This is a genomic window from Flexivirga sp. B27 (assembly GCF_052905685.1).
Genome location: NZ_JBPYUM010000001.1, coordinates 1,716,168 through 1,740,021, shown reverse-complemented (window position 1 = coordinate 1,740,021; position 23,854 = coordinate 1,716,168). Strand labels below are relative to the sequence as shown.

The window sequence follows — 23,854 nt, the reverse complement described above, 5'->3', positions numbered from 1 at the left end:
CAGCTGTACCTGCTACTCTCAGTATCGGTAAATTTGTTTTCGACAAACCTTGTCTCAGCAATTCTTGGGAGATCTCTTCATGAGCGCTCGTGACCTCCGCGACGTCTATGTCCTCGGCGGCAATCGCATTCCCTTCGTCCGGTCGGGCGGCAAATACCTCAAGGCGTCCAACCAGGACATGCTGACCGCCGCGATCGACGGGCTCGTCTCGCGCTACGGCCTGGCCGGCGAGCGCCTCGGCGAGGTCGCCGCCGGCGCGGTGCTGAAGCACTCGCGCGACTTCAACCTCACCCGCGAGTCGGTCCTCGGCTCGCACCTGTCGCCCACGACGCCGGCGTATGACGTCCAGCAGGCGTGCGGCACCGGGCTCGAGGCGACCATCCTGACCGCCAACAAGATCGCGCTCGGCCAGATCGACTCCGCGATTGCCGGCGGCTCCGACACGACCTCGGACGCCCCTCTGGCCGTTAACGATTCGCTGCGCCGGACCCTGATGAAGGTCAACTACGCCAAGACGCCGCAGCAGCGCATCTCGGCACTGACCAAGATCCGCCCGGGTCAGCTCGCGCCGGACCAGCCCAGCAACGGTGAGCCGCGGACCGGCCTGTCGATGGGCGAGCACCAGGCGATCACCACCAAGGAGTGGGGCATCACCCGGGAGGCGCAGGACGAGCTGACCGCCCGCAGCCACCAGCGGCTCGCCGCGGCATACGAGCGCGGCTTCTTCGACGACCTGCTGACGCCGTTCCTCGGCGTTACGCGCGACAACAACCTGCGTCCGGACAGCTCGCCGGAGAAGCTGGCCAAGCTGAAGCCGGTCTTCGGCAAGGGCGAGGGCGCCACGATGACCGCCGGCAACTCGACGCCGCTGACCGACGGTGCCTCGGCCGTGCTGCTCGGGTCCCAGGAGTGGGCCGACGAGCACCGCATCACCCCGCTGGCCCGATTCGTCGACGGCGAGACGGCCGGTGTCGACTACGTGACCGGCAACGAAGGTCTGCTGATGGCGCCGCCATACGCCATCGCGCGGCTGCTGCAGCGCAACAACCTGTCGCTGCAGGACTTCGACTTCTACGAGATCCACGAGGCGTTCGCCTCGACAGTGCTGTGCCACCTGGCCGCGCTGGAGAGCCCGGACTTCTGCAAGGACAAGCTCGGCCTCGACGCTCCGCTCGGGACGATCGACCGGGACAAGCTCAACGTCAACGGCTCCTCGCTCGCCGCGGGGCACCCCTTCGCCGCAACAGGCGGCCGCATCGTCGCGTCGACCGCGAAGATGTTGCACGAGAAGGGATCTGGCCGTGCACTCATTTCCATCTGCGCCGCCGGCGGCATGGGCGTCGTCGCGATTCTGGAGGCTGTGAACTCATGACCGACACTTACTCGAAGATCGTCAACACCAACCCGGTCGGCAAGAAGGTCGCATCCCAGCTCGGGCTGCCCAAGCCGGCCAAGCTGCGTCGCTACGAGGAGGGTCAGGACCTGCTCGTCGGGCCGGCCGCCGTGGCCGGCATCGCAGACGCACCTGTTGCGGGCTGGGCCAAGGGCATTATCAAGGCCTCCGGCGGCGACGTCGTGGACGCGACGCCCGAGGCGTCATACGACAAGAAGCTCGGTGCGATCGTCTTCGACGCCAGCGCCGCGCGCACGCTCGACCAGCTCGACGAGCTGCGCGCGACCGTCGCGCCGGCGATCAAGAAGCTCGGTTCGTCGGCCCGGCTCATCGTGGTCGGCACCACGCCCGCCGAGCTGGAGGACGCCGAGGCCGCGGCTACGCAGCAGGCTCTCGAGGGCATCACCCGCTCGATCGGCAAGGAGATGCGGGCCGGCAGCACTGCCAACCTGCTGTGGGTCGACCAGGACGCGCAGCAGGACTCGTCCGTGCTCGCGGCCCCGCTGCGGTTCTTCCTGTCCGCCCGTTCGGCATACGTCTCGGGCCAGCCGGTGCGCGTGCGCGCCGGTGACGTGCCCGACGACATCGACTGGCGGCACCCGCTGCGCGGTCGCGTCGCCGTCATCACCGGTGCCGCCCGCGGCATCGGTGCCGAGATCGCCAAGGTCTTCGCCCGCGCCGGAGCCGACCTCATCCTGGTCGACATCCCCGCGGCGGGCGACGCGCTGAGCAAGGTCGCCAACAAGCTCGGCGCCACCGCGCTGCAGCTCGACGTGACCGCCGAGGACGCTGGTGCCCGCATCGCCGAGGCCGTCTCCCGCAAGGGCGACAAGCTGCACGTGATGGTGCACAACGCCGGCATCACCCGGGACAAGCTCTTCGTCAACACCGACGAAAACCGTTGGGGCAGTGTGCTCGACGTCAACCTGCGCGCGCAGTTCCGCATCAACAAGACGCTGCTCGACCCGTCGGTCGCCGGCGGTCTGGCAGAGGGTGGGCGGATCATCGGCGTCGCGTCTATCAGCGGCATCGGGGGCAACCGCGGCCAGGCCAACTACGCGGCATCCAAGGCCGGCGTGATCGGCATGGTCCGTCAGCTGTCGCAGAACCTCGCCGACCGTGACATCACCGTCAACGCGGTGGCGCCCGGCTTCATCGAGACCGAGATGACCGCCAAGATCCCCTTCGCCACCCGTGAGGTCGGCCGCCGACTGAACTCCCTGCTGCAGGGCGGCAGCCCGACCGACGTCGGCGAGGCGATCGCGTTCTTCGCCGAGCCCGGGTCCGCCGGTGTCACCGGACAGGTGCTCCGCGTCTGCGGCCAGAGCCAACTCGGGGCGTGAGGCGAGTATGACGAAAGTCATCGAGATCGAGGGCGAGCCGAGCCTGCCGAAGATCTTCGCGCGGGCCGTGGCGACGTCCAAGTCGCACAACGGCAAGGGTGGCCTGCCCGACGTGCAGGTCGTCCGTCGCGGCGTGCAGGTCGATCCGGGCGCGCTCGCCGACTACGACCACGTGTGCGGCTTCACGTTGCGTGAGCAGCTGCCCGCGACCTACCTGCACAACCTCGTATTTCCTTTGCAGGTCACGCTTTTCGCAGACAAGAGCTACCCCTACCCGCTGATGGGCAGCGTGCACCTGGACAACACGTTGACGGTGCATCGTCCGGTCCTGCTGGGCGAGCCGCTCGACCTGTCGACCTGGGCGACCAACGCCCGGCCGCACAAGAGCGGCGTGCAGGTCGACGTCGTGTCGCAAGCGCACGTCGGCGACGAGCTGGTGTGGGAGGGCCTGGCGACATACCTCTATCGCGGCCAGCGGGTCGAGGGAGAGGTGCCGCCGCGCCCGGAGGAGACGGAGGCTCCGGACGGCGCCGGCATGGTCTGGCGCCTCTCCGGCGACCTCGGCCGCCGGTTCAGCGCCGTGAGTGGCGACGTCAACCCGATCCACATGCGGTCGGTGACGGCGAAGGCGATGGGCTTCCCCGGCACGATCGCGCACGGCATGTGGAGTCAGGCGGCGATGCTCGCCTCGATCGAGAACCGCCTGCCCGAGTCGTATGTCGCGAAGATGTCCTTCCGCAAGCCGGTCCTGATCCCGGGCACGGTGCGTCACGTGGCGCACCAGACCGGCGAATCCTGGGACCTGGCCCTGCGGAACAACCGCAAGGGAACCGTCCTCGTCCGCGGGGAGGTTGCGCCGATTTCGTGATCGAAGAGGCTTTACGGTAGCCTTTTCGCTGCGCTGCTCGAGCAGGGCGACAGCCTTGTCGCGCTCGAGACGGCCAGGCCCCTATAGCTCAGTCGGCAGAGCGTCTCCATGGTAAGGAGAAGGTCAACGGTTCGATTCCGTTTGGGGGCTCGCAGGTGGAGAAGTTGTCCATCGCCGAGGCGGGGTAGCTCAGCTGGTTAGAGCGCACGACTCATAATCGTGAGGTCGCGGGATCGAGCCCCGCCCCCGCTACCAAGACAGACGCACCAGAGACAAGTAATTTCCGAGAGCAGGTTGCCGTGGCCAGCAAGAGCGCAGACATTCGCCCCAAGATCACCTTGGCGTGCACTGAGTGCAAAGAGCGCAACTACGTGACGAAGAAGAACCGTCGCAACAACCCCGACCGCGTGGAGTTCAAGAAGTACTGCCCGCGTGACAAGAAGCACACCGTGCACCGCGAGACCCGCTGACGACTTCTCGTCAGACGGCTCGTCATACAGCCGACGAAGCGCCCCGGACCGGCAACGGTCCCGGGGCGCTTTCGCGTTTCCGGTGCCGACTACTCTGACGCCATGGCTGTGAATCCCGAGGTGGCCGGTCGGAGCTATCCGCCGTCCCCGCCGTATGTCGTGTCCCGGGCGAAGATCGCCGAGTTCGCCAAGGCGGTCGGTGCGACCGACGAGGTCCACTTCGACCCTGCGGTCGCCCGTGAGCGCGGGTATGCCGACGTGATCGCGCCCCCGACGATGGCCGTGATGATCTCCCAGCAGGGCGATGCCAACGTGATGGCCGACCCGGAGGCAGGCATCGACTTCAGCCGTCTGGTGCACGGTGAGCAGGGCTTCGAGCACCACCGGCCGCTGGTCGCCGGCGACGAGGTGCAGGCCACCACGACCATCGAGAAGGTCCGGCAGGCCGGCGGGCACTCGATGGTCACCATGGGCACGCAGATCGCAACACTCGACGGCGAGGTCGTCACCAGCGCGACGTCGGTCGTGGTGATCCGGGGAGATGAAGCATGAGCGTCAGTGCAGGCGACGTGATCCCGTCGCGCACCATCCACGTCGACCGCGCCACGCTGATCCGGTATGCCGGGGCGAGCGGCGACTTCAACACCATCCACTGGGACGAGCAGTTCGCCAAGTCCGTCGGGCTGCCCGACGTCATCGCGCACGGCATGTGGACCATGGGCGCCGCGATCCAGCCGGTCGTCGACTGGCTGGGTGACGCCGGACGCGTGACGGCATACAGCGTGCGCTTCAGTGCGCCCGTGCCGGTGCCGCACGACGGCGGTGCCGACATCGAGGTCGGCGCGACGGTCAACTCCGTCGACGGCGACACCGCGACCGTGGACATCACTGCCACCTCGGGTGGGCAGAAGGTGCTGGTGCGCGCGCGGGCGACCGTGGCGCTGAAGTCCGCCTGATGCGCGAAGCTGCCGGGGTCGAGCTGGCCCCGTTGACGACCATGCACGTCGGTGGCCCGGCCGCGCGCCTCGTGGTCGCCGAGACCACCGACGAGATCGTCGACATCGTGCGTGAGGTCGACGACGCGGACGAGCCGCTGCTGGTGCTGTCCGGCGGGTCCAACCTGGTGATCGCCGACGACGGCTTCCCCGGCACCGTGCTGCGCATCGCCAACTCCGGCATCGAGGTCGAGTCCGACGACGCGTGCGGGGGAGTGCACGTGCGCGTCGCGGCCGGCGAGGAGTGGGACGACTTCGTGGCGCGTTGCTGCGACGAAGGTTGGTCCGGCGTCGAGGCGCTGTCCGGCATACCGGGGCTCGCGGGTGCGACGCCGGTGCAGAACGTCGGCGCCTACGGCCAGGAGGTCGCCCAGACGATCGCGTCCGTGCGGACCTGGGACCGGCAGGAGCAGCGGGTCCGGACCTTCGCCAACGCGGACTGTGAATTCGCTTATCGGCACTCCCTTTTCAAGGGTTCGTCATACCGCGGGGGAGGCCGGTATGTCGTGCTCGACGTGCTCTTCGCCCTGCGCCCGACCGAGCTGTCGCAACCCGTTGCGTATGCCGCACTCGCGCAAGGACTCGGTGTCGAGATCGGTGAGCGGGTGCCGCTCGGCGACGCACGCGACGCCGTGCTCCAGCAGCGCCGCAAGCGCGGCATGGTGCTGGCACCCGAGGACCACGACACCTGGTCGTGCGGGTCGTTCTTCACCAACCCGATCATCAGCGCCGGTGCGTATGACGACCTCGCAGCTGCCGCCGCCGAGCGGTTCGGCGCCGATGCCCCGGCGCCGCCGCAGTGGCCGACCGACGGCACCGGCGTGAAGACCAGCGCGGCCTGGCTGATCCAGCACGCGGGCTTCGACAAGGGTTACGCGATGCCCGGTCCGGCCGCGCTGTCGACCAAGCATCCGCTGGCGATCACCAACCGCGGCGACGCGACGGCCGCCGACGTGGCCGAGCTGGCGCGCGAGGTGCGCGACGGTGTGCGCGACGCCTTCGGCGTGACGCTGGTCAACGAGCCGATCTTCGTCGGGCACGAGCTGTAGCACTCGCGCCTCGGCCGCCCGGGTGCCACCATGGAAGTGGCACCTGGGAGGTCGCGATGTGGCGACTTGTCGAATATGCGGCGGCCTGTGTGGCCCCGGCTGTGATCCTCCTCGCCTGTGACAAGGCGGTGCGGGCGTGGATCGAGCCGAAGCACGCCGTGCGCGACACACCGGTGCCGGTATCACGCGACATCGCCCGGCTCTCGTCCGATCTGACCAGGCTGTATGCCGAACTCGACGTGCTGCGCACCTCCAAGGCGGCCGCGCGGGTGCACCGACTCCGCGCAACCACGCTGGCGTATGACGACGTCCTTGAATCCTGTTGCGCCGCACTGCAAGTGGACGACGGGCTGTCGCCACGGGAGTGGTCCTCGGTCGAGCGGCTAGAGGTGGAAGCGACGCTGGAGGACGCCGGGCTGCGCTGGTGAACTCCGGTGCGGGCACGCACGCGTGCGTGCGAGGATCGCGCTCATGCACTTCACGGAGTACGACACGCGCTTGGCGGCATACGCGGTCATCGTCCGGGACGACGCCATCCTGCTCAGTTGGTTCAACGGGACGACTCGGGGCAAGGCCGGGTGGACGCTGCCGGGTGGTGGCGTGGAGTTCGACGAGTCCATCGAGGACGCCGTTGTGCGCGAGTTGTTCGAGGAGACCGGCTACCGCGTCGAGGTCGGTGCGCCGCTCGCGACGGACTCGTTCACGGTCGCCGACGACGGCCGCGGGCGGCCCTTCAAATCGGTCCGGATCCTCTTCGACGCGACCATCACCGGCGGCGAACTCGGCACCACCGAGGTGGACGGCACGACCGATTTCGCGCAGTGGGTGCCGCTCGCGGAGATCGACGACTCAGGCGCCCGTGTCGGCATCGTCGACGTCGCGCTGGACTTGATCGCCCGACGCTGACGCCAACCAGGCGTCGATGTCGGCGTATGCCGCCTTGCGCACGTCCTCCGGGGCGAGCGACGCGTCGATCGATGAACGCGCCAGTGCGGCCAGCTCCTGATCGGTGAAGTCGTGGTCCTCGCGCGCCGAACGATATTGGTCCGCAAGGCGATTGCCGAAGAGCAGCGGGTCGTCGGCACCGAGCGCGATGGTGGCGCCCGCGTCGACAAGGGTGCGCAGCGGCACATCTGCCGGTGCCGTGTAGACGCCGAGAGCGACGTTCGAGCCCGGACAGACCTCCAGGGCGATGCCGGAGTCGACGACCCGGTTGAGCACCGAGTGTGACTCGACGGACCGCACCCCGTGACCCAGCCGAGTGGGCTCCAGTGACGCCACCGTCTCGGTGATCGCGTCCGGGCCGAGCAACTCGCCCGAGTGCGGCATCCGGGCCAGCCCGGCCTTGTGCGCGATCCGGAACGCCGGGGCGAAATCCGTTGTGACGCCACGGCGTTCGTCGTTCGACAGGCCGAATCCGACGACGTCGCCCGGCTGGTCTCCGGCATGTTTGGCGGCGAGCCTGGCCAGGGCACGGGCATCCATCGGGTGCTTCAGCCGGGACGCCGCGACGATCACTCCGACACCGATCGGCAGGTCGGCGCTCGCGGCCTTCGCCTCGTCCAGCACGATCTCCAGCGCGGGTGTGATCCCACCGAGTCCCGCTGCGTATGACGTCGGGTCGACCTGGATCTCCAGCCAGCGCGAGCCCTCCGCGACGTCGTCCTCCGCCGCTTCGCGGACCAACCGCCGCAGGTCGGACTCGTCCTTCACGCAGGCGCGGGCGGCGTCATACAGGCGCTGGAACCGGAACCAGCCGCGCTCGTCGCGCGCCGACAGGGTCGGCGGCCAGTCGGCCAGGAGTGCCTCGGGCAGTCGCACGTGGTGCTTGTCGGCCAGGTCGCGCAGCGAGTCGATCCGCAGCGAACCGGTGAAGTGCAGGTGCAGGTGCGCCTTGGGCAGGGTTGCCACCGAACGTTCGGGCATCCCCCGAACCTAGTCGAGCCGATCGAGAGGATCACACAGTGACCGAGGGGAGCACGAAATCCGGCAGATTTCGTGCTCCCCTCGGTGCATTGGTGCTCCTCTCGGTCAGCGGACCGCGATGAGGTGCAGCGACTGCGTCGTCGGCGTCGCGTCGCCGCCCTTCCAGTTGCGGTAGGGCTGCGTCGTGACGTTGCTGCCGGTCGCACCGGCCAGGTCGAGCACGAGACCGCTGTAGCGGTTGACTAGCCGGAAGCCGTTGCCGCCCTTGCCTTCGGTGGCCTGGATGAACCACTGCTGGCCGGCCGACGGCCCGTCGTCCGCGACCGCCGACAGGCCGGTCGTGGCACCCCACGCACGGCCCGCCTTCGCCGTGTCGTCGACCCCGAGCGCCAGACCCGAGGTGGAGTTCACGACGGTGTAGGAGCCGTCATCGTTCGACTCGAACTCCCAGTGCGCCCGTGCCGAATTGCCCCGCGTCACAACGGTTTTGGACCCGATCGCACCGAGGACTCCGCCGCCTGCACGGAGCAGATAATCCTGTCCGGCGCGGACCGGGGACTTCGCCGGCTGGTCGCTGTCGATCGTGATCGTTGCGTAGTCGCCGTAGGAGCCGTTCGCGCACGCGATCGAGCAATAGCTGCGGAAGGTCTTGCCGACCATGGTGCCCTGTGTCTTGCTGACCGGGTCGATCAGCCAGCGGTACCAACTGCTGTTGGCGTATGCCGAGCCGGTGTCACCGACCAACTGCCACTTCGGGTGCGCCAGGTCGTCCGTGGCGTAGATGCGCTGCGGGCTGTTGTCCGTCATACTCTCCGGCGTGCCGATGTACTTGCCGAGGTAGGCGTCATACGCGATGTTCAGGATGAACAGGTCGGAGTTGCCCGGCAGCGTGCCCGCCTTCTGCTGCTCGGCCCAGGTGCCCTTGTTCGTCGGGTCGTACTCGTCCTCCGGAGCGACAAACCCGGTCGGTGAGCTGTCGGTCGAGACGACGCCGCTCTCCTTGCCGCCGACGCCCGGCTGGTGCCACTTGCCGTCGTAGTACTTCTGCCACGTGCCGGTCGCCATTTTGCCGCTGATCGGCGCACGCGCGACGTGCTCGGTGAAGCCGCCCCAGCTGCCGCCCTTGTCGACGATCCGCGAGCCGTAATAGACGTAGAAATAGCCCGACTTCATGTCGACGAAAAGACGCGGGTCACCGTCGCCGTAGTAGTAGGTCTGCTCCGGGAACGCTTCGGTGTCACCGCGTTTCGTGCTGTATGGCGAGGTGATCGCGTGGCCCTTGATCTGCCACGTCTTGCCGTGGTCGGTCGACACGGCGTAGTCGATCGCGTCGTAGTGCAGGCCGTCGCCGAACGGTCTCGGCGTGAATTCGTTGTGCACCAAGCCGATCCAGTTGCCGGTGTCCGGGTCGACCCACGTGCCGACGAGGTCGCAGTAGTTGGCCAGGTCGTAGCCCGACCCGGCGGGCGCCTTGGTCGCCTCCCGCCCGGTCGGACCGTTGACGCAGCGCCAGACGGTGTCGTCGTTGCGGTCCTGTGGGTTGTCCGGGTCGGCGGCCGTGGACAGTGCCTCGTCCTTGGTCGCGGTGTCCATGTCCTTGCCGGTGTAGAACTCCCACTCGTGCGGGTCGTTCGCGCCATACAAGGCGGCGGACTGCTGGAAGTGGAAGGTGCCGTCCGCGTCGATGAACGGCGCGGCCGGTGTGTCCGTCGGGTGGTTGTAGGTGCCGATCGTCCCGACGTCGATCGTGTATGCCGCGGCGGCGCTCGCGCCCGGCGCAGCAGCGACGGTGGCGAACGCGAGCGCCGCCACTCCGGCGCTGCGGATGACTGTGTTCCGGTGCATCGTGGGTGACCTCTTCCTGGCCGCGGCGCAGCGAAGTGCTGCGTCCTGGAGCGTGTTCGAGGCTAGTGATCAACTGACGTTAGATGAGCGTTAGAGCTCGAAAACTTCAGCAAAGAGCAGATTCTTGCGCCCCATTGCGACACACCTCGCGTCTAGGCTCTGAGGGTGGACCTGACTCACGTGCTGTGGATCGGCGGCGGAAGCGGGGCAGGCAAGTCAACGCTGGCACGCCGGCTCGCCCATCGGAACGACCTGCGACTGCACCCGGTGGACGCCTACACGTTCGCCCACATCGAACGCACGGATCCGGCGACGCACCCCGCCATGGCGCGTGCGCATGCCGCGTCGTACAAGGAACAGCACGTCGACCCGAGTGCCGAGCAGCAGGCGGTGAACTTCGTCGACTACGCCGACGAGCGTTTCGCGATGATCGTCGACGACATCGAGGCGCGCGGCACCGGCCCACTCCTGGTCGTCGAGGGCCCGCAGTTGTTTCCTCATCTGGTGCAACCGGTGATGGCCAGTCCGGGCCACGGGATCTGGCTGTTGCCGACCACCGATTTCACCGCGCGCAGTCTCGGCATCCGCAACAGCCCGACGCCGTTGGCGGAGGAGAGCGACCAGGACCGCGCCCGCCGGCGCAGGTTGGAGCGGGACGCATTGCTGACCGAGCGGATCCGGCGCGACGCCGACGAGCGCAACCTCGCCGTCGTCGAGATGGACGGCCGGCAGGACGAGGACGAGAGCGAGCGGGCGCTCGCGGAGCTGTTCGGTCCGCTCCTCGGGGCTGGCCCGCGGGCCCGCGACGGCGAGGAGCGTCGCGCCATACGTCGGGAGGAGAACGCCGTCGTCAATCGTCAGATCGCTGCGTTCCGCGCATCGCTCGGCGACAAGGCTCCGCCGGAGAGCGGATTCCCCTTTGTGTGTGAGTGCACGAACCTGGGATGCGATGTGCAGGTGGAGCTCACGCCGTCGGCATACCGGGCGGCCGGGGGAGCGCTGGCGCACTGAGTGCGCGGGAACCTTGATCGATCGGCTGCCGTTTTGTGAGGAGCGGGCCACAACCCGTATGCTTGACCCACCGATCAACCTCAGGCTGATGTGGCATGCCCGAAAGAAGGCGTTCCGCACGGCCTGAACGCTCGGAGGGCACTAGCTCAATTGGCAGAGCACCGGTCTCCAAAACCGGGGGTTGGGGGTTCAAGTCCCTCGTGCCCTGCAAGACAGATCCAGCAGTAACAACAAGTCAGCGAGACAGTAGGAGTCACCGTGAGCACGAGCACCGCCTCGACGCGTGGCACCGCCGACGAGAAGCCGAAGGGCGGCATTTTCGGCAAGATCCTGCTGTTCATCCGGCAGGTCATCGACGAGCTGCGCAAGGTGGTCCGTCCGACTCGTGACGAGCTGAACACCTACACCATCGCGCTCATTGTCTTCCTGGCCGTCCTGATGGCCTACATCGTCGGACTGGACCAGCTGCTGGTGCGCCTCGTCGACTGGACCTTCGCCTGAGACGTATGACGCCGCAAGGCGAGGTGCGAGACACCGTGCGACACGGAACACAGAAGAAAGCAGGGCAATGACTGGCGAGCTGGACCCGCAGGAGACTGCGGCTGTGGATGCGACCCGCGCCGAGGAAACGGCGTGGGACGCCGACCTGACCGCTGAGGACGCCCAGGACGCCGAGGCACTGGACATCGAGCGTGCCGCCGACGCCGAAGCGCCGGCCGACGACGTGCGCGAGACGATCGAGGACGAGCTCGACGTCGCAGACGGTGACAGCGACACCGAGCAGGCTCTGGACGCCGCCGACGAGGGTGCCGACCCCGAAGACCCCGCCGAGCTCGAGGCGGTCCACGCGACCGACGAGCAGGACGGCGAGGAGATCGACGAGGCAGCGGCCGGCATTGCCGACGACCCGCAGGTCGACGCCGAGATCGCCGAGGCCGACGGTGACGTCGCCGCCGAGGCGGACGCCGAGCGCGACGAGGAGACCGTCGACGGCGCCGAAGGTTCCGAGGAGGCCGAGGCGGAGGTTGCCGGCGAGGCCGCGGACCTGGGTGAGGACGTCGCGTCCGACGAGTCGAGTGACGATGCCGAGGAAGGCACCGAGGACGAGGGTCCGGTGCTCAGCGTCGAGGAGCAGCGCGCGGCATACATCGCCGACCTGAAGATGCAGTTCGGCGAGTGGTATGTCGTGCACTCCTACGCCGGCTACGAGAAGCGCGTCAAGGCCAACCTCGAGACCCGCATGACCAGCCTCAACATGGAGGACTACATCTTCCAGGTCGAGGTGCCCATGGAGGAGTTCACCGAGATCAAGAACTCCCAGCGCAAGACCGGCACCCGCGTGCGGATGCCCGGCTACGTGCTGGTGCGCATGGACCTGACCGACGAGAGCTGGGGCGCCGTGCGGCATACGCCGGGTGTCACCGGATTCGTGGGCAACGCCCACCAGCCGTCGCCGCTGTCCATCGACGAGGTCGTGACGATGCTCAACCCGGTCTTCGAGGAGCCGGAGGGCGCCGTCGAGACGGGTGTCGCTGCCGCTGGAGCCACCGCAACGGCCAGCCGCACCACGTCGTCCGCGGACGTCGACTTCGAGGTCGGCGAGTCCGTCACCGTCATGGAGGGGCCGTTCGAGACGCTGCCCGCCTCCATCTCCGAGATCAACACCGACACCCAGAAGCTCAAGGTGCTGGTGTCCATCTTCGGCCGGGAGACTCCGGTCGAGCTGTCCTTCAACCAGGTCGCCAAGATCTGAGTCGACGACAGCACCAGCCCGCGAGGAATGCTCGCCGGGCACATTGCAACCGGGTCATCGCCCACGGCGTAGGCCCACGAAAAGGAACGAAGTATGCCTCCCAAGAAGAAGGTCTCCGGCTTCATCAAGCTGCAGATCCAGGCCGGTCAGGCCACCCCCGCCCCGCCCGTTGGTCCCGCGCTCGGTCAGCACGGCGTCAACATCATGGAGTTCGTCAAGGCGTACAACGACGCCACGGCGGACAAGCGCGGCAACGTCATCCCGGTGGAGATCACGGTCTACGAGGACCGCTCCTTCACCTTCATCACCAAGACCCCGCCGGCTGCCGAGCTGATCAAGAAGGCCGCCGGTGTCGCCAAGGGTTCCGGCGAGCCGCACAAGGACAAGGTCGGCAAGCTGACCAAGGACCAGGTGCGCGAGATCGCCAACGAGAAGATGGCCGACCTCAACGCCAACGACATCGACCAGGCGTCGAAGATCATCGCGGGCACCGCCCGCTCGATGGGCATCGAGACCGAGTGAATCGCACGCTGATCGAGTAGCGACGAAGGAGCGTATCGCCCCACTCGATGAGCGTTCATGACCAACCGTGGTTGGGCCCGCTTCGGCCCGCACAACCACAATTCCGAAAGGGAAAACGAATGAAGCACAGCAAGAGCTACCGCTCCGCAGCGGAGCAGATCGACAAGGACAAGCTCTACGCACCGCTCGAGGCGGTTCGGCTGGCCAAGTCCGGCGCCAAGACCAAGTACGACTCGACCGTCGAGGTCGCGTTCCGCCTCGGTGTCGACCCGCGCAAGGCCGACCAGATGGTGCGCGGCACCGTCAACCTGCCCCACGGCACCGGTAAGACCGCCCGCGTGCTGGTCTTCGCCAACGGTGACAAGGCTGCCGCTGCCGAGGCCGCCGGCGCGGACTTCGTCGGCTCGGACGACCTGCTGGCCAAGGTCGCCGGCGGCTGGACCGACTTCGACGCCGTCGTTGCCACGCCGGACCTGATGGGCAAGGTCGGTCGTCTCGGTAAGGTTCTGGGTCCGCGCGGCCTGATGCCGAACCCGAAGACCGGCACCGTGACGATGGACGTCGCCAAGGCTGTCTCCGACATCAAGGGCGGCAAGATCGAGTTCCGCGTCGACAAGCACTCCAACCTGCACTTCATCATCGGCAAGGCGTCCTTCGACGAGAAGGCCCTGGTCGAGAACTACGGTGCGGTGCTGGAAGAGGTCCTGCGTCTGAAGCCGGCCGCTTCCAAGGGTCGCTACATCTCCAAGGCGACGATGTCGACCACGATGGGCCCGGGCATCCCGCTCGATGCCTCCATCACGCGCAACCTGCTGGGCGAGGAGGTCGACGCCTGATCGTCGACACCACGCACAACTGAAGCGGCCGTCGTCCCTCTGGGGGCGGCGGCCGCTTTCGTCGTATGTCGAGTCGGGTCAGAAGTAGTCGCGGATGTGTGTCGGCACGTTGAACAGCGCGTCCCACACCGGGTCGTGGTCGTCCGGGCCGTTCAGCAGGCCGATCGACCGCAGGCCGGCGCAACGCTGGGCACCGCCGTACAACGCAGCGAGACCGCGTGCGTGGAAGATGGGTCCATCGCCGGAAACCGCTGAGCTGCAACGGAGTTCATCGTTCTCCGCACGTAGCAGGTAGCTGCCGTCGACGTCCTCGGCGAAACCGCCGGTCACACGGAACGGAAGTCGTGCGGACAGGCCGGGCACACCGCGCCGCGCACTCAGCGCCGCCGGTATGTCGAGCAGCGCCAGCATGTAGGGCAGTTCCTTGCTCGGCGGCGGTGGGCCGACCGGCAGCAGGGTGAGAGCCTCGTCCGTGCCCGGAAGTTCGACCTCGACCCGGCCGCTCACCGAACCGAAACTGGCCAGCAGGCGCCACAACGCGCGAGCGGCGTCCTCGGTGCGGGCGATGAAGTCTTCGACCTCGATGGCCGACGACGTGGGGTCGTATCCGGTGCCGCGTGTCCAGCGGACGCACCCGACGACCTGTCCGTCGCGGTCGACTGCGAGGGTGACGGTCGCCGTGCCGGCGAGGTAGTCGGTCGACCAGATGGGCTGGGCCGGCCCGGTCCTGGTGAGCGGCCCGAACTTGTCCGCCGCCCACGCGGCATACAGCTCGCGCACTGCGTCGAGGTCGTCGGCTGTGGCGCGCCTCAGCGAGGCATCCTCTGGCGCGCGGACCTTGGCGAGGTCGGCGACGGTGAGCAGGCGCTGCTCGAGCCCGCCGACCACCTCGTAGCCGAACCGCCGGTAGATGCCCGGCGCCGTCGGGAAGAGGGTGCTGATCGGTTGGCGCTGCTGCCGAGCCCGCTCAAAACCCGCGTGGAACAGCGGACTCAGCAGGCCGGTGCCGCGGGACTCGGCCTGCACCGCGACGCTGGCGACGCCAAGCGTCGGTACGACGTGCCCGCCGGGCACATGGGTGAGGTAGTCCTGTGCCCGGATCTTCGCCACGAGCCGATCTCCGACGCAGCTGCCGAGCACCGCCCCGCCCGTCGGCGGCAACGCGGCCGGTTGTCGGTCCGGGGCGTACCCGAACGCCTCGGCACCGAGACGGTGGTTGGCGTCGCGGTCGTCGTCGGTGAGTTCTCGGATCAGCGGCTGCATCGGAGTGACACTACGGGGTGAATTTCCGGCGAACGCCCACATGTCCGATGCCAGACGGGAGCCATAGCTCCCGTCTGGCATCGGAGAGAGTCCGATCGTGGGCGCTTGGCTGCTGTCACATGTCCCGTCACGACCGGCGCCGGACGCCCAGCACCACGCTGCCGAGCAGCAGCAGTCCGGTCACACCGATGAGGTAGAGCACACCGTGCTCGAAGGAGATCCGCAGGTCCTGCGTCGCGGCGCCGAAGAAGACGAGGCCGATCAGCGCGACGCCCACCGTGTTGCCGACCTGTTGCACGGCCGACAGCGTCCCCGACAACGATCCCGCTTCCGCCGGCTCGACCGTCGCCATGATCGTGGCGATCTGCGACGTCAGGCAGATGCCCATGCCGAAGCCGGTGACCACCACCCCGGGCGCCAGCCACAGCACACCGGCGTGCGGAGCGTCGACGACGACGAGCAGCGTCACCAGGTGCCCGGCCAGGAACACGACGGCGCCGATGACGCGCGCGACGTCGCCGAAGCGGGCGGTCAGCTTCTCCGCCTGCGCGGTGCCGACCAGGTAGGCGACCGCGAGGAAGGTGAACATGCCTCCCGAGCCGAGGGCACTCATGTCCCGCCCGCCCTGCAGGTAGATCGCCAGCACGAGGAAGTACGACGCCATACCGAGAAACAGCAGCGTCTGCATGGCCAGTCCAGTGCGCACGGTTCGTGAGCCGCGCAGCACGGCGGCGAGCATCGGCTGCTCACCACGCGCCAGCAGGACCCTGCACCGTCGGATCAGCACGCCGGTCAGCACCACCGAAGTGGCCAGCGACAACCACGTCCACTCCGGCCAGCCCAGCCGCCGACCCTCCAGCAGCGGAAGCAGCAGGGCGGTCAATGCGCCTGTCGACAGGGCGATCTCGGCCGGATCGAGCCGCGGCGGATTGGTCGACCGCGTGCCGGGCAGCTGCCGCACGAGCGCGAGTATGGCGCCCCCGATCGGCACGTTGACCAGGAAGATGGAGCGCCAGCCGAGACCGAGGACGTTCAGCTGGATCAACGCACCGCCGATCAGCTGGCCGCTCGCGGCGGCGACGCCCATGACGGTCGAGTAGGCGCCGATGGCGCGGGCCCGCGCCGGCCCCTGGTAGATCTCGCCGATCAGCGCCAGCACCATCGGGGTGATGAGTGCGCCGCCGATGCCCTGCACGATGCGTGCGCCGGTGAGCGCACCGATCGACGGGGCGAGGCCGCAGGCCGCGGATGCGACCGTGAACAACGCCACGCCGCCGGCGAACATCCGGCGCCGGCCCCAGCGGTCTCCGGCACGGGCGCCGGCCAGCAGCAGCCCGCCATACGTGAGCCCGAAGCCGGCGATGACCCATTCGACGCCGGTGTCGTCGGTGTGCAGGTCCTGCTGCATCGACGGGAGGGCGACGTTGACGATGAAGAAGTCGAGCACCACCACGAACACTCCCGCGAGCAGTGCCGCGAGCGGCAGCCAGCCGGCGGACGACTCCGGATGTGATGATGTGGGAACGGTTTTCGAGGATGGGCGGCTCACCGGCCGCGCCGTGTCTGTTGATGTCATGTCTTCAGTTGTCCGGCCTCCCCCAGGGGGAGACTCAAGCGGCGAGGACAAATTCGGTGACATTGACCCTCCCCGTGGGGGAGGGTTGAGCGTCGTGGGCATGACTCAGGAACTCAGCATCGGTGACTTCTCCCGGATGACCTTCCTCAGCGTGAAGGCGCTGCGGCACTACCACGACGTCGGGCTGCTGGAGCCCGCGCGGATCGATCAGCACTCCGGCTACCGCTACTACCGACCGGGGCAGGTGTCCGACGCACAACTCATCCGTCGGCTGCGTGACCTCGACATGCCGGTTGACGCCGTACGACGCGTGGTGTCCGCGTCCGACACGGCCGCGCGCGACGTCATCATCGCCGAACACCTGGACCGGATGGCCGAGCAACTGCGACAGACCCAGGACACCGTCGACTCGCTGCGGCGGATCCTGCAGGACGAGCAGCCCGGACTCGACGTCGAGACCGTCCACGAGCCGACGGTGCACGCGCTCGTCGTGCGAGCGCACGTCGCCGGTGACACCGCGATCGCCTGGTGGATCAACACCTTCACCGAGTTGCACCGCAAGCTACGGGTCAGCCACGGCAAGCGAACCGGACCGGACGGCGTGATCTTCCCGACCGAGTACTTCACCGAAGGGGCGGCCGACCTCGTCGCCTACCTCCCGGTCGAGCCCGGCACGCGCGGCGCGGAGGAAGTCCCTGGCGGAGAGTTCGCCGTCACCACATATGACGGGCCGTTCATCGACCTCGACCAGGCGTACGGCACGCTCGGCCAGACGGTGCTCGAGCGGGCGACATCCGGTGACGGACCGGTCCGGGAGCGCTACCTCGCGCGCGGTGACGAGTCCGACCTGCTGGACCACACCACGATCGTCTGCTGGCCGGTCGTCGCCTGAGGGGCGCCGGATGCTGACCTGCCCGGGGAGCCATGAACTGCGCTCGGCATGCGCGACGATGCCGCGCCGGTACGACAACGGCGTCACGCCCTGGCGTGCGCTGCCCGTCCGGTCGCGGTGACGGCGGGCGGGCCGTCCGGTTCGCGCAGTTTCTCCAGCCCACGGTGGCAGGTTGCGCGCACGGCGCCCTCGCGCTTGCCGAGGATGCGGGCGACCTCGGGGACCGGCAGGTCCTCCAGGTAGCGCAGCACGATGACGACCCGCTGGCTCGGCGGCAGCGTGAGCACCGCGGAGAGCAAGTCGTGGCGCTGGATGAATTGCGTTGTCGGATCACTGGATTCGGACCTGTGGTCAACAACTTCGGTGGAGACGATCTCGCTGGCCGCCCGTCGGCGCTTTCCGGACAGGAAGGTGTTGACGATGGTCCGGCGTGCGTAGCTGGTGGGTGACGCCGTGGCGGCGACCTTGTCCCAGTGCACCAACAGCTTGGCCAGGCTGTCCTGCACGAGGTCTTCGGCATCGTGCCGGTTGCCGGTCAGCGAGATCGCGATCCGACGCAACCGGTCGTACTCGCGCGTGACGAACTGCTCGAACTCGTCGTCGGACTGCGTGCCCTGCCTCATTTCAGCAGCCCGGCGGTCTTGAGGTTGGCGACCGTGTCGGTCACGCCCTGCTCGGCGGTTGCCTTCGTCTCCGAGTGTGCGGACACGATGTAGCTGCCGACGACCTGGTAGGCCACGAACCCCGGGTTCGGCCCGGGGGATCGAAGGTCGTAGACGCCGTGGTCACCGGTGATGCCGGGGACCCCGGACCATGCGACGTTCGGGGTCGTGACGTTCTTCCAGACCCAATAGAGGCCGGCTTCGCCCCGTTGGGCTCTCGAGATGGCCGACTGCGCCAATGCCGGTGTCCGGAATCGCACGATGTTCGACGACAGCGACCTGAAACTCGGCCTGGTGTCATCGGTCCCGGTCGAGGCTCCGTCGCCCACGCTCGACACGATGCCGTAGGCAGCGTTCATCTGAGCGGGGGTCGGTGAGCCATCGGTCTGGTCCGCCCCGATGAGGATCTGCACGGGGACTCCATAGCGGTAGCCGTCCGCCAGCGACGTGGCCCACGTCTTCGTGTAGTCGTAGGTGTACGTGCCGCGATACAGCATGCCGGTCGGAAGCTGGCTGCCGTGTGGCAGCAGCCGGCCGGACAGTCCGGCCAGCGGCTTGTCGGTGTCTTCCTTGGGCTGCGGCCGCTTCGTCGTGGCGGGCGGCGTCGGGATGGCAAGCGTCGGCGCGCTGGCCGAGTGAGTGTGCGCAGTCGTAGCGCCACCCGCCGGGGCGAGTCCGGTGCGGCCGCCGGACTCGGGCAGGCCGGTGGCGACCGCGACGGCGCCACCGATCACCAGGGCAGAGGCGACCCCTCCCGCACACATGGCGGTCAGGCGTCTACGCCGGATCCGGACCGCACCGCGGCGGGAGCCGGCGATCGCGCCGGCCGGATCAGCGTGGTCTTCGGGGAGTTCGGCGAAGGCCTGCCGGAGCTCGTCCTCGATGTCGATGGTCATCATGGTCCCCTACCTGGTGGTGGATGCCTACACACCCATGACGCGGTGAGGCGCTCGCCGCGTGACGGCGTGAATCGCACCGATTTGCTCCCCGGTCGCCCTGAACCGTACTCTTGCCCTACCGAAGACCGCCGGTTGTCGATGCGTTCTGCGCATCACCGAAGGTCCCGCACACGAGCGGGCGACCAGCGCAGGTGAACCAGGCAGCACGATCACGCCATACATGCGTTGTATGACGGCCGATCTTCTTGTGAGCCCCGGGCATCTGCGCCGGGGCTCTTTTTCGTGTGTCGGGCCGCGGCGCTCCATCGGGACGAACACCCACCAATGAAGGAGGTCCGCATGGCCAAGTCCGACAAGTCGGCAGCCATCGCCGAGCTCACGGACAAGTTCCGTGACTCGGGTGCGGCCGTGCTGACGGAGTACCGCGGTCTGTCCGTGGCTCAGCTCACCGAGCTGCGCAACTCCCTCCGTGAGCACGCGACCTACACCGTGGTGAAGAACACGCTCACCAAGCGCGCCGCCGAAGCGGCCGGTGTGACGGCTTTCGACGGCGACCTGCAGGGTCCGTCCGCCATCGCCTTCATCACCGGTGACCCGGTGGAGGCTGCCAAGGGACTGCGTGACTTCTCCAAGGCGAACCCTCTGCTGGTGATCAAGGGCGGCGTCATGGACGGCAAGGCCCTGTCATCGGAAGAGATCGCCAAGCTCGCGAGCCTCGAGTCTCGCGAGGTCCTGCTCGCCAAGCTGGCCGGCGCCATGAACGCGTCGCTCAGCCAGGCGGTCCGCCTCTTCGCCGCGCCGCTGTCGCAGACCGCTCGGGTCGTCGACGCGCTGCGGACCAAGGTCGAGACCGAGGGCCCGGTTGCCACCGACGCCCCGGCCGCTGCCGCCGAAGAGACCGCTGCCGAGGCTCCGTCCGAGGCTGCATCCGACGTCGCCGAGGGTGGCGACGAGAGCTGAGCCTGCACGGCCCAGTTCGCTTAAAAATCAACGCCACTCACGGCATACGACCACTGTCGTAGAAACAACGAAAGGTTGCCAACCATGGCAAAGCTCAGCACCGAAGAGCTCCTTGACCAGTTCAAGGAGATGACCCTGATCGAGCTCAGCGAGTTCGTCAAGGAGTTCGAGGACACCTTCAACGTCACCGCTGCCGCCCCGGTCGCCGTGGCCGCTGCTGGTGGCGCCGCCGCCGGCGGTGCCGCCGACGCCGCCGAGGAGAAGTCGGAGTTCGACGTCGTCCTCACCGCCGCCGGTGACAAGAAGATCCAGGTCATCAAGGAGGTCCGCGCGCTGACCTCCCTCGGCCTGAAGGAGGCCAAGGACCTGGTGGACGGCGCTCCGAAGCCGGTCCTGGAGAACGTCGACAAGGACGCGGCCGACAAGGCCAAGGAGCAGCTCGAGGGCGCCGGCGCGACCGTCGAGCTCAAGTGAGCTGACGCTTCACTGCTTCACTGAAAGGCCCCGATCCCCATGGGATCGGGGCCTTTTCGCGGCATCAGGCCCGGATGGCAGTGACTACGACGTACTCCCACTCCATGGCGAAGCTGTCGTCGCCCGCGAGGTTCGCGGCAGCGGCGACTCCTTCCACCGCTGCGTCCAGCGCCCGGGTGCGGTCCGGGTCGTCCGCGTGCAGCCGGTACGTCGCCAGCGACGGGCCGTAGTAGTGGTGGAAGTAGTCACGGAAGTCCGCCGGCCCGGCGAACTGCGCGATGGGCAGCGTATGGCGTTGCACGCTCAGGGATTTCACGCTTCCGGCGAAGAGTTCGCGCACGTGCCGTTCGTCGCCCCACAGCGGTGGCGGTGACGCACCTTCGGGCGCCGGTGGCATGAACTCGCCCATGGCCGCGAACAGCCTGCCGATGGTGCCACCGGGGGTCCACGAGGCGATGGCGATGCGGCCACCGGCTCGGCATACGCGCGTCATCTCGTCCGCGGCGCGCTGGTGGTGCGGCGCGAACATCACGCCGATGCAGGACATCACCGCGTCGAACGACCCGTCCGGGTAGGGCAGCGCCTCGGCGTCCGCGATCTCCCAGTGGATTCCGGCATCCGGCGCCTCGGCTCGTCCGGCGTCGAGCAGCTCCGGGGTCAGGTCGGACGCTGTGACGTCCGCCCCGGCGAAAGCGGCCGGAACGCTCGCGTTACCGGTGCCGGCGGCGACATCCAAAACCCTTTGACCGGGCGCCATTTCGAGCGCCTTGACCAGCTCCTGCCCGATCGGGCCGACGAGCTCGCGGGCGATCCGCGGGTAGTCGCCACCGGACCACATCGCACGGTGCCGTGCCTTCAGGTCGGCGTCGGTGGACGGTATGACGGACATGGTTTCCTCCTTCGGGACCGCAGCGGCCGAAACGGCGCCGCTGCAACCAGCATCCGGTCGTCACCGCGGCCGCTCCAGTTACGAATCTGTACTGGTCACGTCCGCCGCACGAGCGCACCATTGGAGGTGGTGGAACAGCGGGCAGGAGGCAGTCCGATGGCAGCGACATACGGCCAGTTCTGTCCGCTGGCGAAAGCCATGGAGATCCTCGACGAGCGCTGGACGCTGCTGGTGATCCGGGAGCTGCTGATGGGCAGCCGCCGCTTCAACGAGATCCGGCGCGGGGTGCCGCGTATGTCGCCGGCGCTGCTGGCCAAGCGGCTGCGCACCCTCGAGCGGCACGGCATCGTCGTGCACACGGAAGGCGGCAACTACGAGCTGACCGAATGCGGCCGCGACCTGCACGGCGCCGTCACATCGCTCGGCGTATGGGGGCTGCGATGGGTCACCGACCTCGGGGAGCAGGATCTCGACCCGCAACTGTTGATGTGGGACATCAAACGCACGTTGCCGGTCGACCGCTGGCCGGACGAACCCACTTGTGTGGCAGTGGTTTTCACCGACCTGATGCCGCAGCGCTCGCGGTGGTGGGTGGTCGTCGCACACGGTGTGCCCGACTGCTGTGACTTCGACCCCGGTGTGGAGTCGTGCGCCACGATCAGTGTGCCCCTGCCGTTGCTGACTGCCATATGGCGCGGTGAGCGCGGCTGGCACGAGGCCCTTGGTGGTCCCGACCTGCGCATCGATGGGGGCGGGGAGGTTCGTGGCGCCATACCGGGATGGTTCGGGCGATCGAGACTCGCGGATGCGCTGGCGGAGACCGGTGTCGAGCCGACTATTTCTGCAGGCTGAAGTCCGCGAAGTCGAAACCGGGGGAGACGATGCACGCGACGAGCGTCGCGCGCTCCGGGTCGGCGGGTATGGCGCTCTGCCACTCGTCCGCCTCGACGAGATGCTGGCCACCGGGGCCGAGCGTCACGCGGCCGGTCTCGGCGGGGTCGTCACCGGTGCCGCCGAGCGTGAGCTCGACCGGGCCGCCGCCGTGCCAGATCCACAACTCCGACGACCGCAACCGGTGCCAGGCCGACACATCGCCGGGCTGCAGCAGGAAGATCACCGACGTCGCCAACGCCCTTGTGCCGTATGGCGTTTCGACCGTCTGCGGGTGTCGCCAGGTCTCGCGGAACCAGCCGCCCTCCGGGTGTGGTTCCAAGCCGAGGTCTCCCGGGTCAGCTGGGATCGAGTCGGACGCGTAGGGGCTCATGGAGGCTCCGAATTCGTTTGACGACCAAGCGGTTTCGCAGCGATGTTACTGCGGTGAAGATGCACGACGCCGAACTCGACCTCTCCACCGACCTGGTCGGTGAGCTGCTGCGGGAACAACACCCCGACCTGCTCAACAGGCCGATCACGCGCGTCGCCTCGCACGGGACGGTCAACGCGATGTTCAGGACCGGTGACCTCGTCTGCCGGTTGCGACTGGAGGCGGTCGACCCGGACGCGGCGCGCAAGGCGATCGATGCGGAGGTGGACGCCGCGCGCGTGCTTTCTGCCGTCGACGTGCTCACGCCCGAGCTCGTGGCCCGTGGCGAAGCCACGGCGGCATACCCCATGCCCTGGACCGTGTGGCGCTGGATCGACGGCGAGACGGCGAGTCACGCCGACGTCGGCAGCAACGTCGAATTCGCCGAAGCCGTGGGCCGTTTCGTCATCCAGGTGCATGACTTGCCCACCGAGGGCCGGACGTTCGACGGTGTCGGGCGGGGCGGCCGTCTCGCGGACTCGGATGACTGGATCGATGAGTGCCTGCACCAGAGCAGCGGTCTCATCGACACCGCGAGCTTGCGAGCCAGGTGGCAGGAGTGGCGCCGGTTGCCGCAGGATCCCTCGATGGACCTCTGGACCCACAACGACCTGATGCCGGGGAATCTCCTGGTGCGTGGCGGTCGGCTGGTGGGCGTGATCGACGTGGGGCAGGCAGGCGTCGGGGACCCGGCGGTCGACCTGCAGCCTGCGTGGAACCTGTTCCGCGGCAACGCCCGTCGCGCGTTCCGGGACGTGCTCGGCGCGGATGACGAGCAGTGGGAACGCGGCCGCGCGTGGGCGTTCGAGCAGGCGATCGGGAGTCTCTGGTATTACCGCGAGACCAACCCCGAGATGTCGCGAACGGCATACCGGACGCTGACGGCGCTGCTCGAACATCGCTGACGGGGCGCGCAGAACCCGGC

At 68.2% G+C, this 23,854-nt stretch carries 27 protein-coding genes and 3 tRNA genes; 22 read left to right on the top strand and 8 right to left on the bottom strand.

From position 1 onward, the window contains the following. Window positions 1-79 precede the first annotated feature (79 nt). The 11 genes from ACSZL9_RS08100 (at window position 80) to ACSZL9_RS08050 (ending at window position 7,024) form a co-directional block, all read left to right on the top strand. Entirely contained in the window at window positions 80-1,372 is a 1,293-nt protein-coding gene (locus ACSZL9_RS08100; protein WP_446664943.1) for an acetyl-CoA C-acetyltransferase, read from the top strand. Next, window positions 1,369-2,736, top strand: a complete 1,368-nt coding sequence (locus ACSZL9_RS08095) for a 3-oxoacyl-ACP reductase (protein WP_446664942.1) — start codon at window positions 1,369-1,371, stop codon at window positions 2,734-2,736. Before ACSZL9_RS08100 ends, ACSZL9_RS08095 begins: the two co-directional genes overlap by 4 nt. 7 nt (window positions 2,737-2,743) lie before the next feature. Then, the gene (locus ACSZL9_RS08090; protein ID WP_446664941.1) at window positions 2,744-3,604 is read left to right on the top strand and encodes a MaoC/PaaZ C-terminal domain-containing protein; all 861 of its coding nucleotides are present in this window, start codon (window positions 2,744-2,746) and stop codon (window positions 3,602-3,604) included. Window positions 3,605-3,681: 77 nt separating this feature from the next. Continuing rightward, a tRNA-Thr gene (locus tag ACSZL9_RS08085) sits at window positions 3,682-3,754 on the top strand. A 28-nt stretch (window positions 3,755-3,782) separates the two neighbouring features. Continuing rightward, window positions 3,783-3,859: transfer RNA gene (locus ACSZL9_RS08080), tRNA-Met, on the top strand. 44 nt (window positions 3,860-3,903) lie between these two features. Continuing rightward, on the top strand, window positions 3,904-4,074 hold the full coding sequence (rpmG, locus tag ACSZL9_RS08075) for a 50S ribosomal protein L33 (protein WP_325550922.1): 171 nt from the start codon (window positions 3,904-3,906) through the stop codon (window positions 4,072-4,074). Between the two features lie 102 nt (window positions 4,075-4,176). Next, entirely contained in the window at window positions 4,177-4,626 is a 450-nt protein-coding gene (locus ACSZL9_RS08070) for an FAS1-like dehydratase domain-containing protein (RefSeq protein ID WP_446664940.1), read from the top strand. Further along, window positions 4,623-5,030 (top strand): MaoC family dehydratase, encoded by a 408-nt coding sequence (locus ACSZL9_RS08065; protein WP_446664939.1) that lies wholly within the window; start codon window positions 4,623-4,625, stop codon window positions 5,028-5,030. The genes ACSZL9_RS08070 and ACSZL9_RS08065 overlap by 4 nt, the downstream gene beginning before the upstream one ends. Beyond that, window positions 5,030-6,118: a UDP-N-acetylmuramate dehydrogenase gene (locus ACSZL9_RS08060; RefSeq protein ID WP_446664938.1), complete on the top strand. Its 1,089-nt coding sequence runs from the start codon at window positions 5,030-5,032 to the stop codon at window positions 6,116-6,118. The genes ACSZL9_RS08065 and ACSZL9_RS08060 overlap by 1 nt, the downstream gene beginning before the upstream one ends. Before the next feature lie 56 nt (window positions 6,119-6,174). Further along, on the top strand, window positions 6,175-6,546 hold the full coding sequence (locus tag ACSZL9_RS08055) for a hypothetical protein (RefSeq protein ID WP_446664937.1): 372 nt from the start codon (window positions 6,175-6,177) through the stop codon (window positions 6,544-6,546). A 43-nt stretch (window positions 6,547-6,589) separates the two neighbouring features. Then, the gene (locus tag ACSZL9_RS08050; RefSeq protein ID WP_446664936.1) at window positions 6,590-7,024 is read left to right on the top strand and encodes an NUDIX domain-containing protein; all 435 of its coding nucleotides are present in this window, start codon (window positions 6,590-6,592) and stop codon (window positions 7,022-7,024) included. On the opposite strand, the gene ACSZL9_RS08045 is transcribed toward ACSZL9_RS08050, so the two are convergent. Both ACSZL9_RS08045 and ACSZL9_RS08040 read right to left on the bottom strand, forming a co-directional pair. Further along, on the bottom strand, window positions 6,968-8,044 hold the full coding sequence (locus tag ACSZL9_RS08045; RefSeq protein WP_446664935.1) for an adenosine deaminase: 1,077 nt from the start codon (window positions 8,042-8,044) through the stop codon (window positions 6,968-6,970). The two genes, ACSZL9_RS08050 and ACSZL9_RS08045, sit on opposite strands and share 57 nt — an antisense overlap. A gap of 105 nt (window positions 8,045-8,149) precedes the next feature. Then, window positions 8,150-9,889 carry an RICIN domain-containing protein gene (locus ACSZL9_RS08040; RefSeq protein ID WP_446664934.1) on the bottom strand — a complete coding sequence of 580 codons (1,740 nt, stop codon included), beginning with the start codon at window positions 9,887-9,889 and terminating at the stop codon, window positions 8,150-8,152. Between the two features lie 165 nt (window positions 9,890-10,054). Here ACSZL9_RS08040 and ACSZL9_RS08035 point away from each other — a divergent pair, with 165 nt between their 5' ends. The 6 genes from ACSZL9_RS08035 to rplA all read left to right on the top strand — a co-directional run bounded on the left by ACSZL9_RS08035 (window position 10,055) and on the right by rplA (window position 14,011). After that, window positions 10,055-10,900 carry a hypothetical protein gene (locus tag ACSZL9_RS08035; RefSeq protein ID WP_446664933.1) on the top strand — a complete coding sequence of 282 codons (846 nt, stop codon included), beginning with the start codon at window positions 10,055-10,057 and terminating at the stop codon, window positions 10,898-10,900. Window positions 10,901-11,035: 135 nt separating this feature from the next. Continuing rightward, window positions 11,036-11,108, top strand: a tRNA-Trp gene (locus ACSZL9_RS08030). Window positions 11,109-11,158: 50 nt separating this feature from the next. Next, the gene (secE, locus tag ACSZL9_RS08025; protein WP_446664932.1) at window positions 11,159-11,401 is read left to right on the top strand and encodes a preprotein translocase subunit SecE; all 243 of its coding nucleotides are present in this window, start codon (window positions 11,159-11,161) and stop codon (window positions 11,399-11,401) included. A 373-nt stretch (window positions 11,402-11,774) separates the two neighbouring features. Further along, window positions 11,775-12,653 carry a transcription termination/antitermination protein NusG gene (nusG, locus tag ACSZL9_RS08020; protein ID WP_446665123.1) on the top strand — a complete coding sequence of 293 codons (879 nt, stop codon included), beginning with the start codon at window positions 11,775-11,777 and terminating at the stop codon, window positions 12,651-12,653. Window positions 12,654-12,746: 93 nt separating this feature from the next. After that, window positions 12,747-13,175 carry a 50S ribosomal protein L11 gene (gene rplK / locus ACSZL9_RS08015; RefSeq protein WP_446664931.1) on the top strand — a complete coding sequence of 143 codons (429 nt, stop codon included), beginning with the start codon at window positions 12,747-12,749 and terminating at the stop codon, window positions 13,173-13,175. Window positions 13,176-13,294: 119 nt separating this feature from the next. Then, entirely contained in the window at window positions 13,295-14,011 is a 717-nt protein-coding gene (rplA, locus tag ACSZL9_RS08010) for a 50S ribosomal protein L1 (protein WP_446664930.1), read from the top strand. 78 nt (window positions 14,012-14,089) lie between these two features. Here the strand turns inward: rplA and ACSZL9_RS08005 are convergent, their stop codons facing one another. Beyond that, a complete protein-coding gene (locus tag ACSZL9_RS08005) occupies window positions 14,090-15,274 on the bottom strand; it encodes a GNAT family N-acetyltransferase (protein WP_446664929.1) in 1,185 nt (394 codons plus the stop codon). A 127-nt stretch (window positions 15,275-15,401) separates the two neighbouring features. Continuing rightward, window positions 15,402-16,850, bottom strand: a complete 1,449-nt coding sequence (locus ACSZL9_RS08000; protein ID WP_446664928.1) for an MFS transporter — start codon at window positions 16,848-16,850, stop codon at window positions 15,402-15,404. Between the two features lie 100 nt (window positions 16,851-16,950). Between ACSZL9_RS08000 and ACSZL9_RS07995 the strand changes: the two genes are divergently transcribed. Further along, entirely contained in the window at window positions 16,951-17,742 is a 792-nt protein-coding gene (locus tag ACSZL9_RS07995; protein ID WP_446664927.1) for a MerR family transcriptional regulator, read from the top strand. An 83-nt stretch (window positions 17,743-17,825) separates the two neighbouring features. Here ACSZL9_RS07995 and ACSZL9_RS07990 read toward each other — a convergent pair whose 3' ends face one another. Next, window positions 17,826-18,365, bottom strand: a complete 540-nt coding sequence (locus tag ACSZL9_RS07990) for a SigE family RNA polymerase sigma factor (protein WP_446664926.1) — start codon at window positions 18,363-18,365, stop codon at window positions 17,826-17,828. Further along, window positions 18,362-19,303, bottom strand: a complete 942-nt coding sequence (locus ACSZL9_RS07985; RefSeq protein ID WP_446664925.1) for a hypothetical protein — start codon at window positions 19,301-19,303, stop codon at window positions 18,362-18,364. Before ACSZL9_RS07985 ends, ACSZL9_RS07990 begins: the two co-directional genes overlap by 4 nt. Window positions 19,304-19,642: 339 nt before the next feature. On the opposite strand from ACSZL9_RS07985, the gene rplJ reads away from it, so the two are divergent. Next, a complete protein-coding gene (gene rplJ / locus ACSZL9_RS07980; protein WP_446664924.1) occupies window positions 19,643-20,263 on the top strand; it encodes a 50S ribosomal protein L10 in 621 nt (206 codons plus the stop codon). Between the two features lie 84 nt (window positions 20,264-20,347). Further along, a complete protein-coding gene (rplL, locus tag ACSZL9_RS07975; RefSeq protein WP_446664923.1) occupies window positions 20,348-20,737 on the top strand; it encodes a 50S ribosomal protein L7/L12 in 390 nt (129 codons plus the stop codon). Window positions 20,738-20,801: 64 nt separating this feature from the next. Here the strand turns inward: rplL and ACSZL9_RS07970 are convergent, their stop codons facing one another. Continuing rightward, the gene (locus tag ACSZL9_RS07970) at window positions 20,802-21,626 is read right to left on the bottom strand and encodes a class I SAM-dependent methyltransferase (protein ID WP_446664922.1); all 825 of its coding nucleotides are present in this window, start codon (window positions 21,624-21,626) and stop codon (window positions 20,802-20,804) included. A 156-nt stretch (window positions 21,627-21,782) separates the two neighbouring features. Between ACSZL9_RS07970 and ACSZL9_RS07965 the strand changes: the two genes are divergently transcribed. Next, on the top strand, window positions 21,783-22,478 hold the full coding sequence (locus ACSZL9_RS07965) for a winged helix-turn-helix transcriptional regulator (RefSeq protein WP_446664921.1): 696 nt from the start codon (window positions 21,783-21,785) through the stop codon (window positions 22,476-22,478). Here the strand turns inward: ACSZL9_RS07965 and ACSZL9_RS07960 are convergent. Beyond that, entirely contained in the window at window positions 22,462-22,890 is a 429-nt protein-coding gene (locus ACSZL9_RS07960; RefSeq protein WP_446664920.1) for a cupin domain-containing protein, read from the bottom strand. The genes ACSZL9_RS07965 and ACSZL9_RS07960 overlap by 17 nt on opposite strands. A gap of 59 nt (window positions 22,891-22,949) precedes the next feature. Here ACSZL9_RS07960 and ACSZL9_RS07955 point away from each other — a divergent pair, with 59 nt between their 5' ends. After that, on the top strand, window positions 22,950-23,834 hold the full coding sequence (locus tag ACSZL9_RS07955; RefSeq protein WP_446665122.1) for an aminoglycoside phosphotransferase family protein: 885 nt from the start codon (window positions 22,950-22,952) through the stop codon (window positions 23,832-23,834). The last annotated feature ends 20 nt before the right edge of the window (window positions 23,835-23,854 follow it).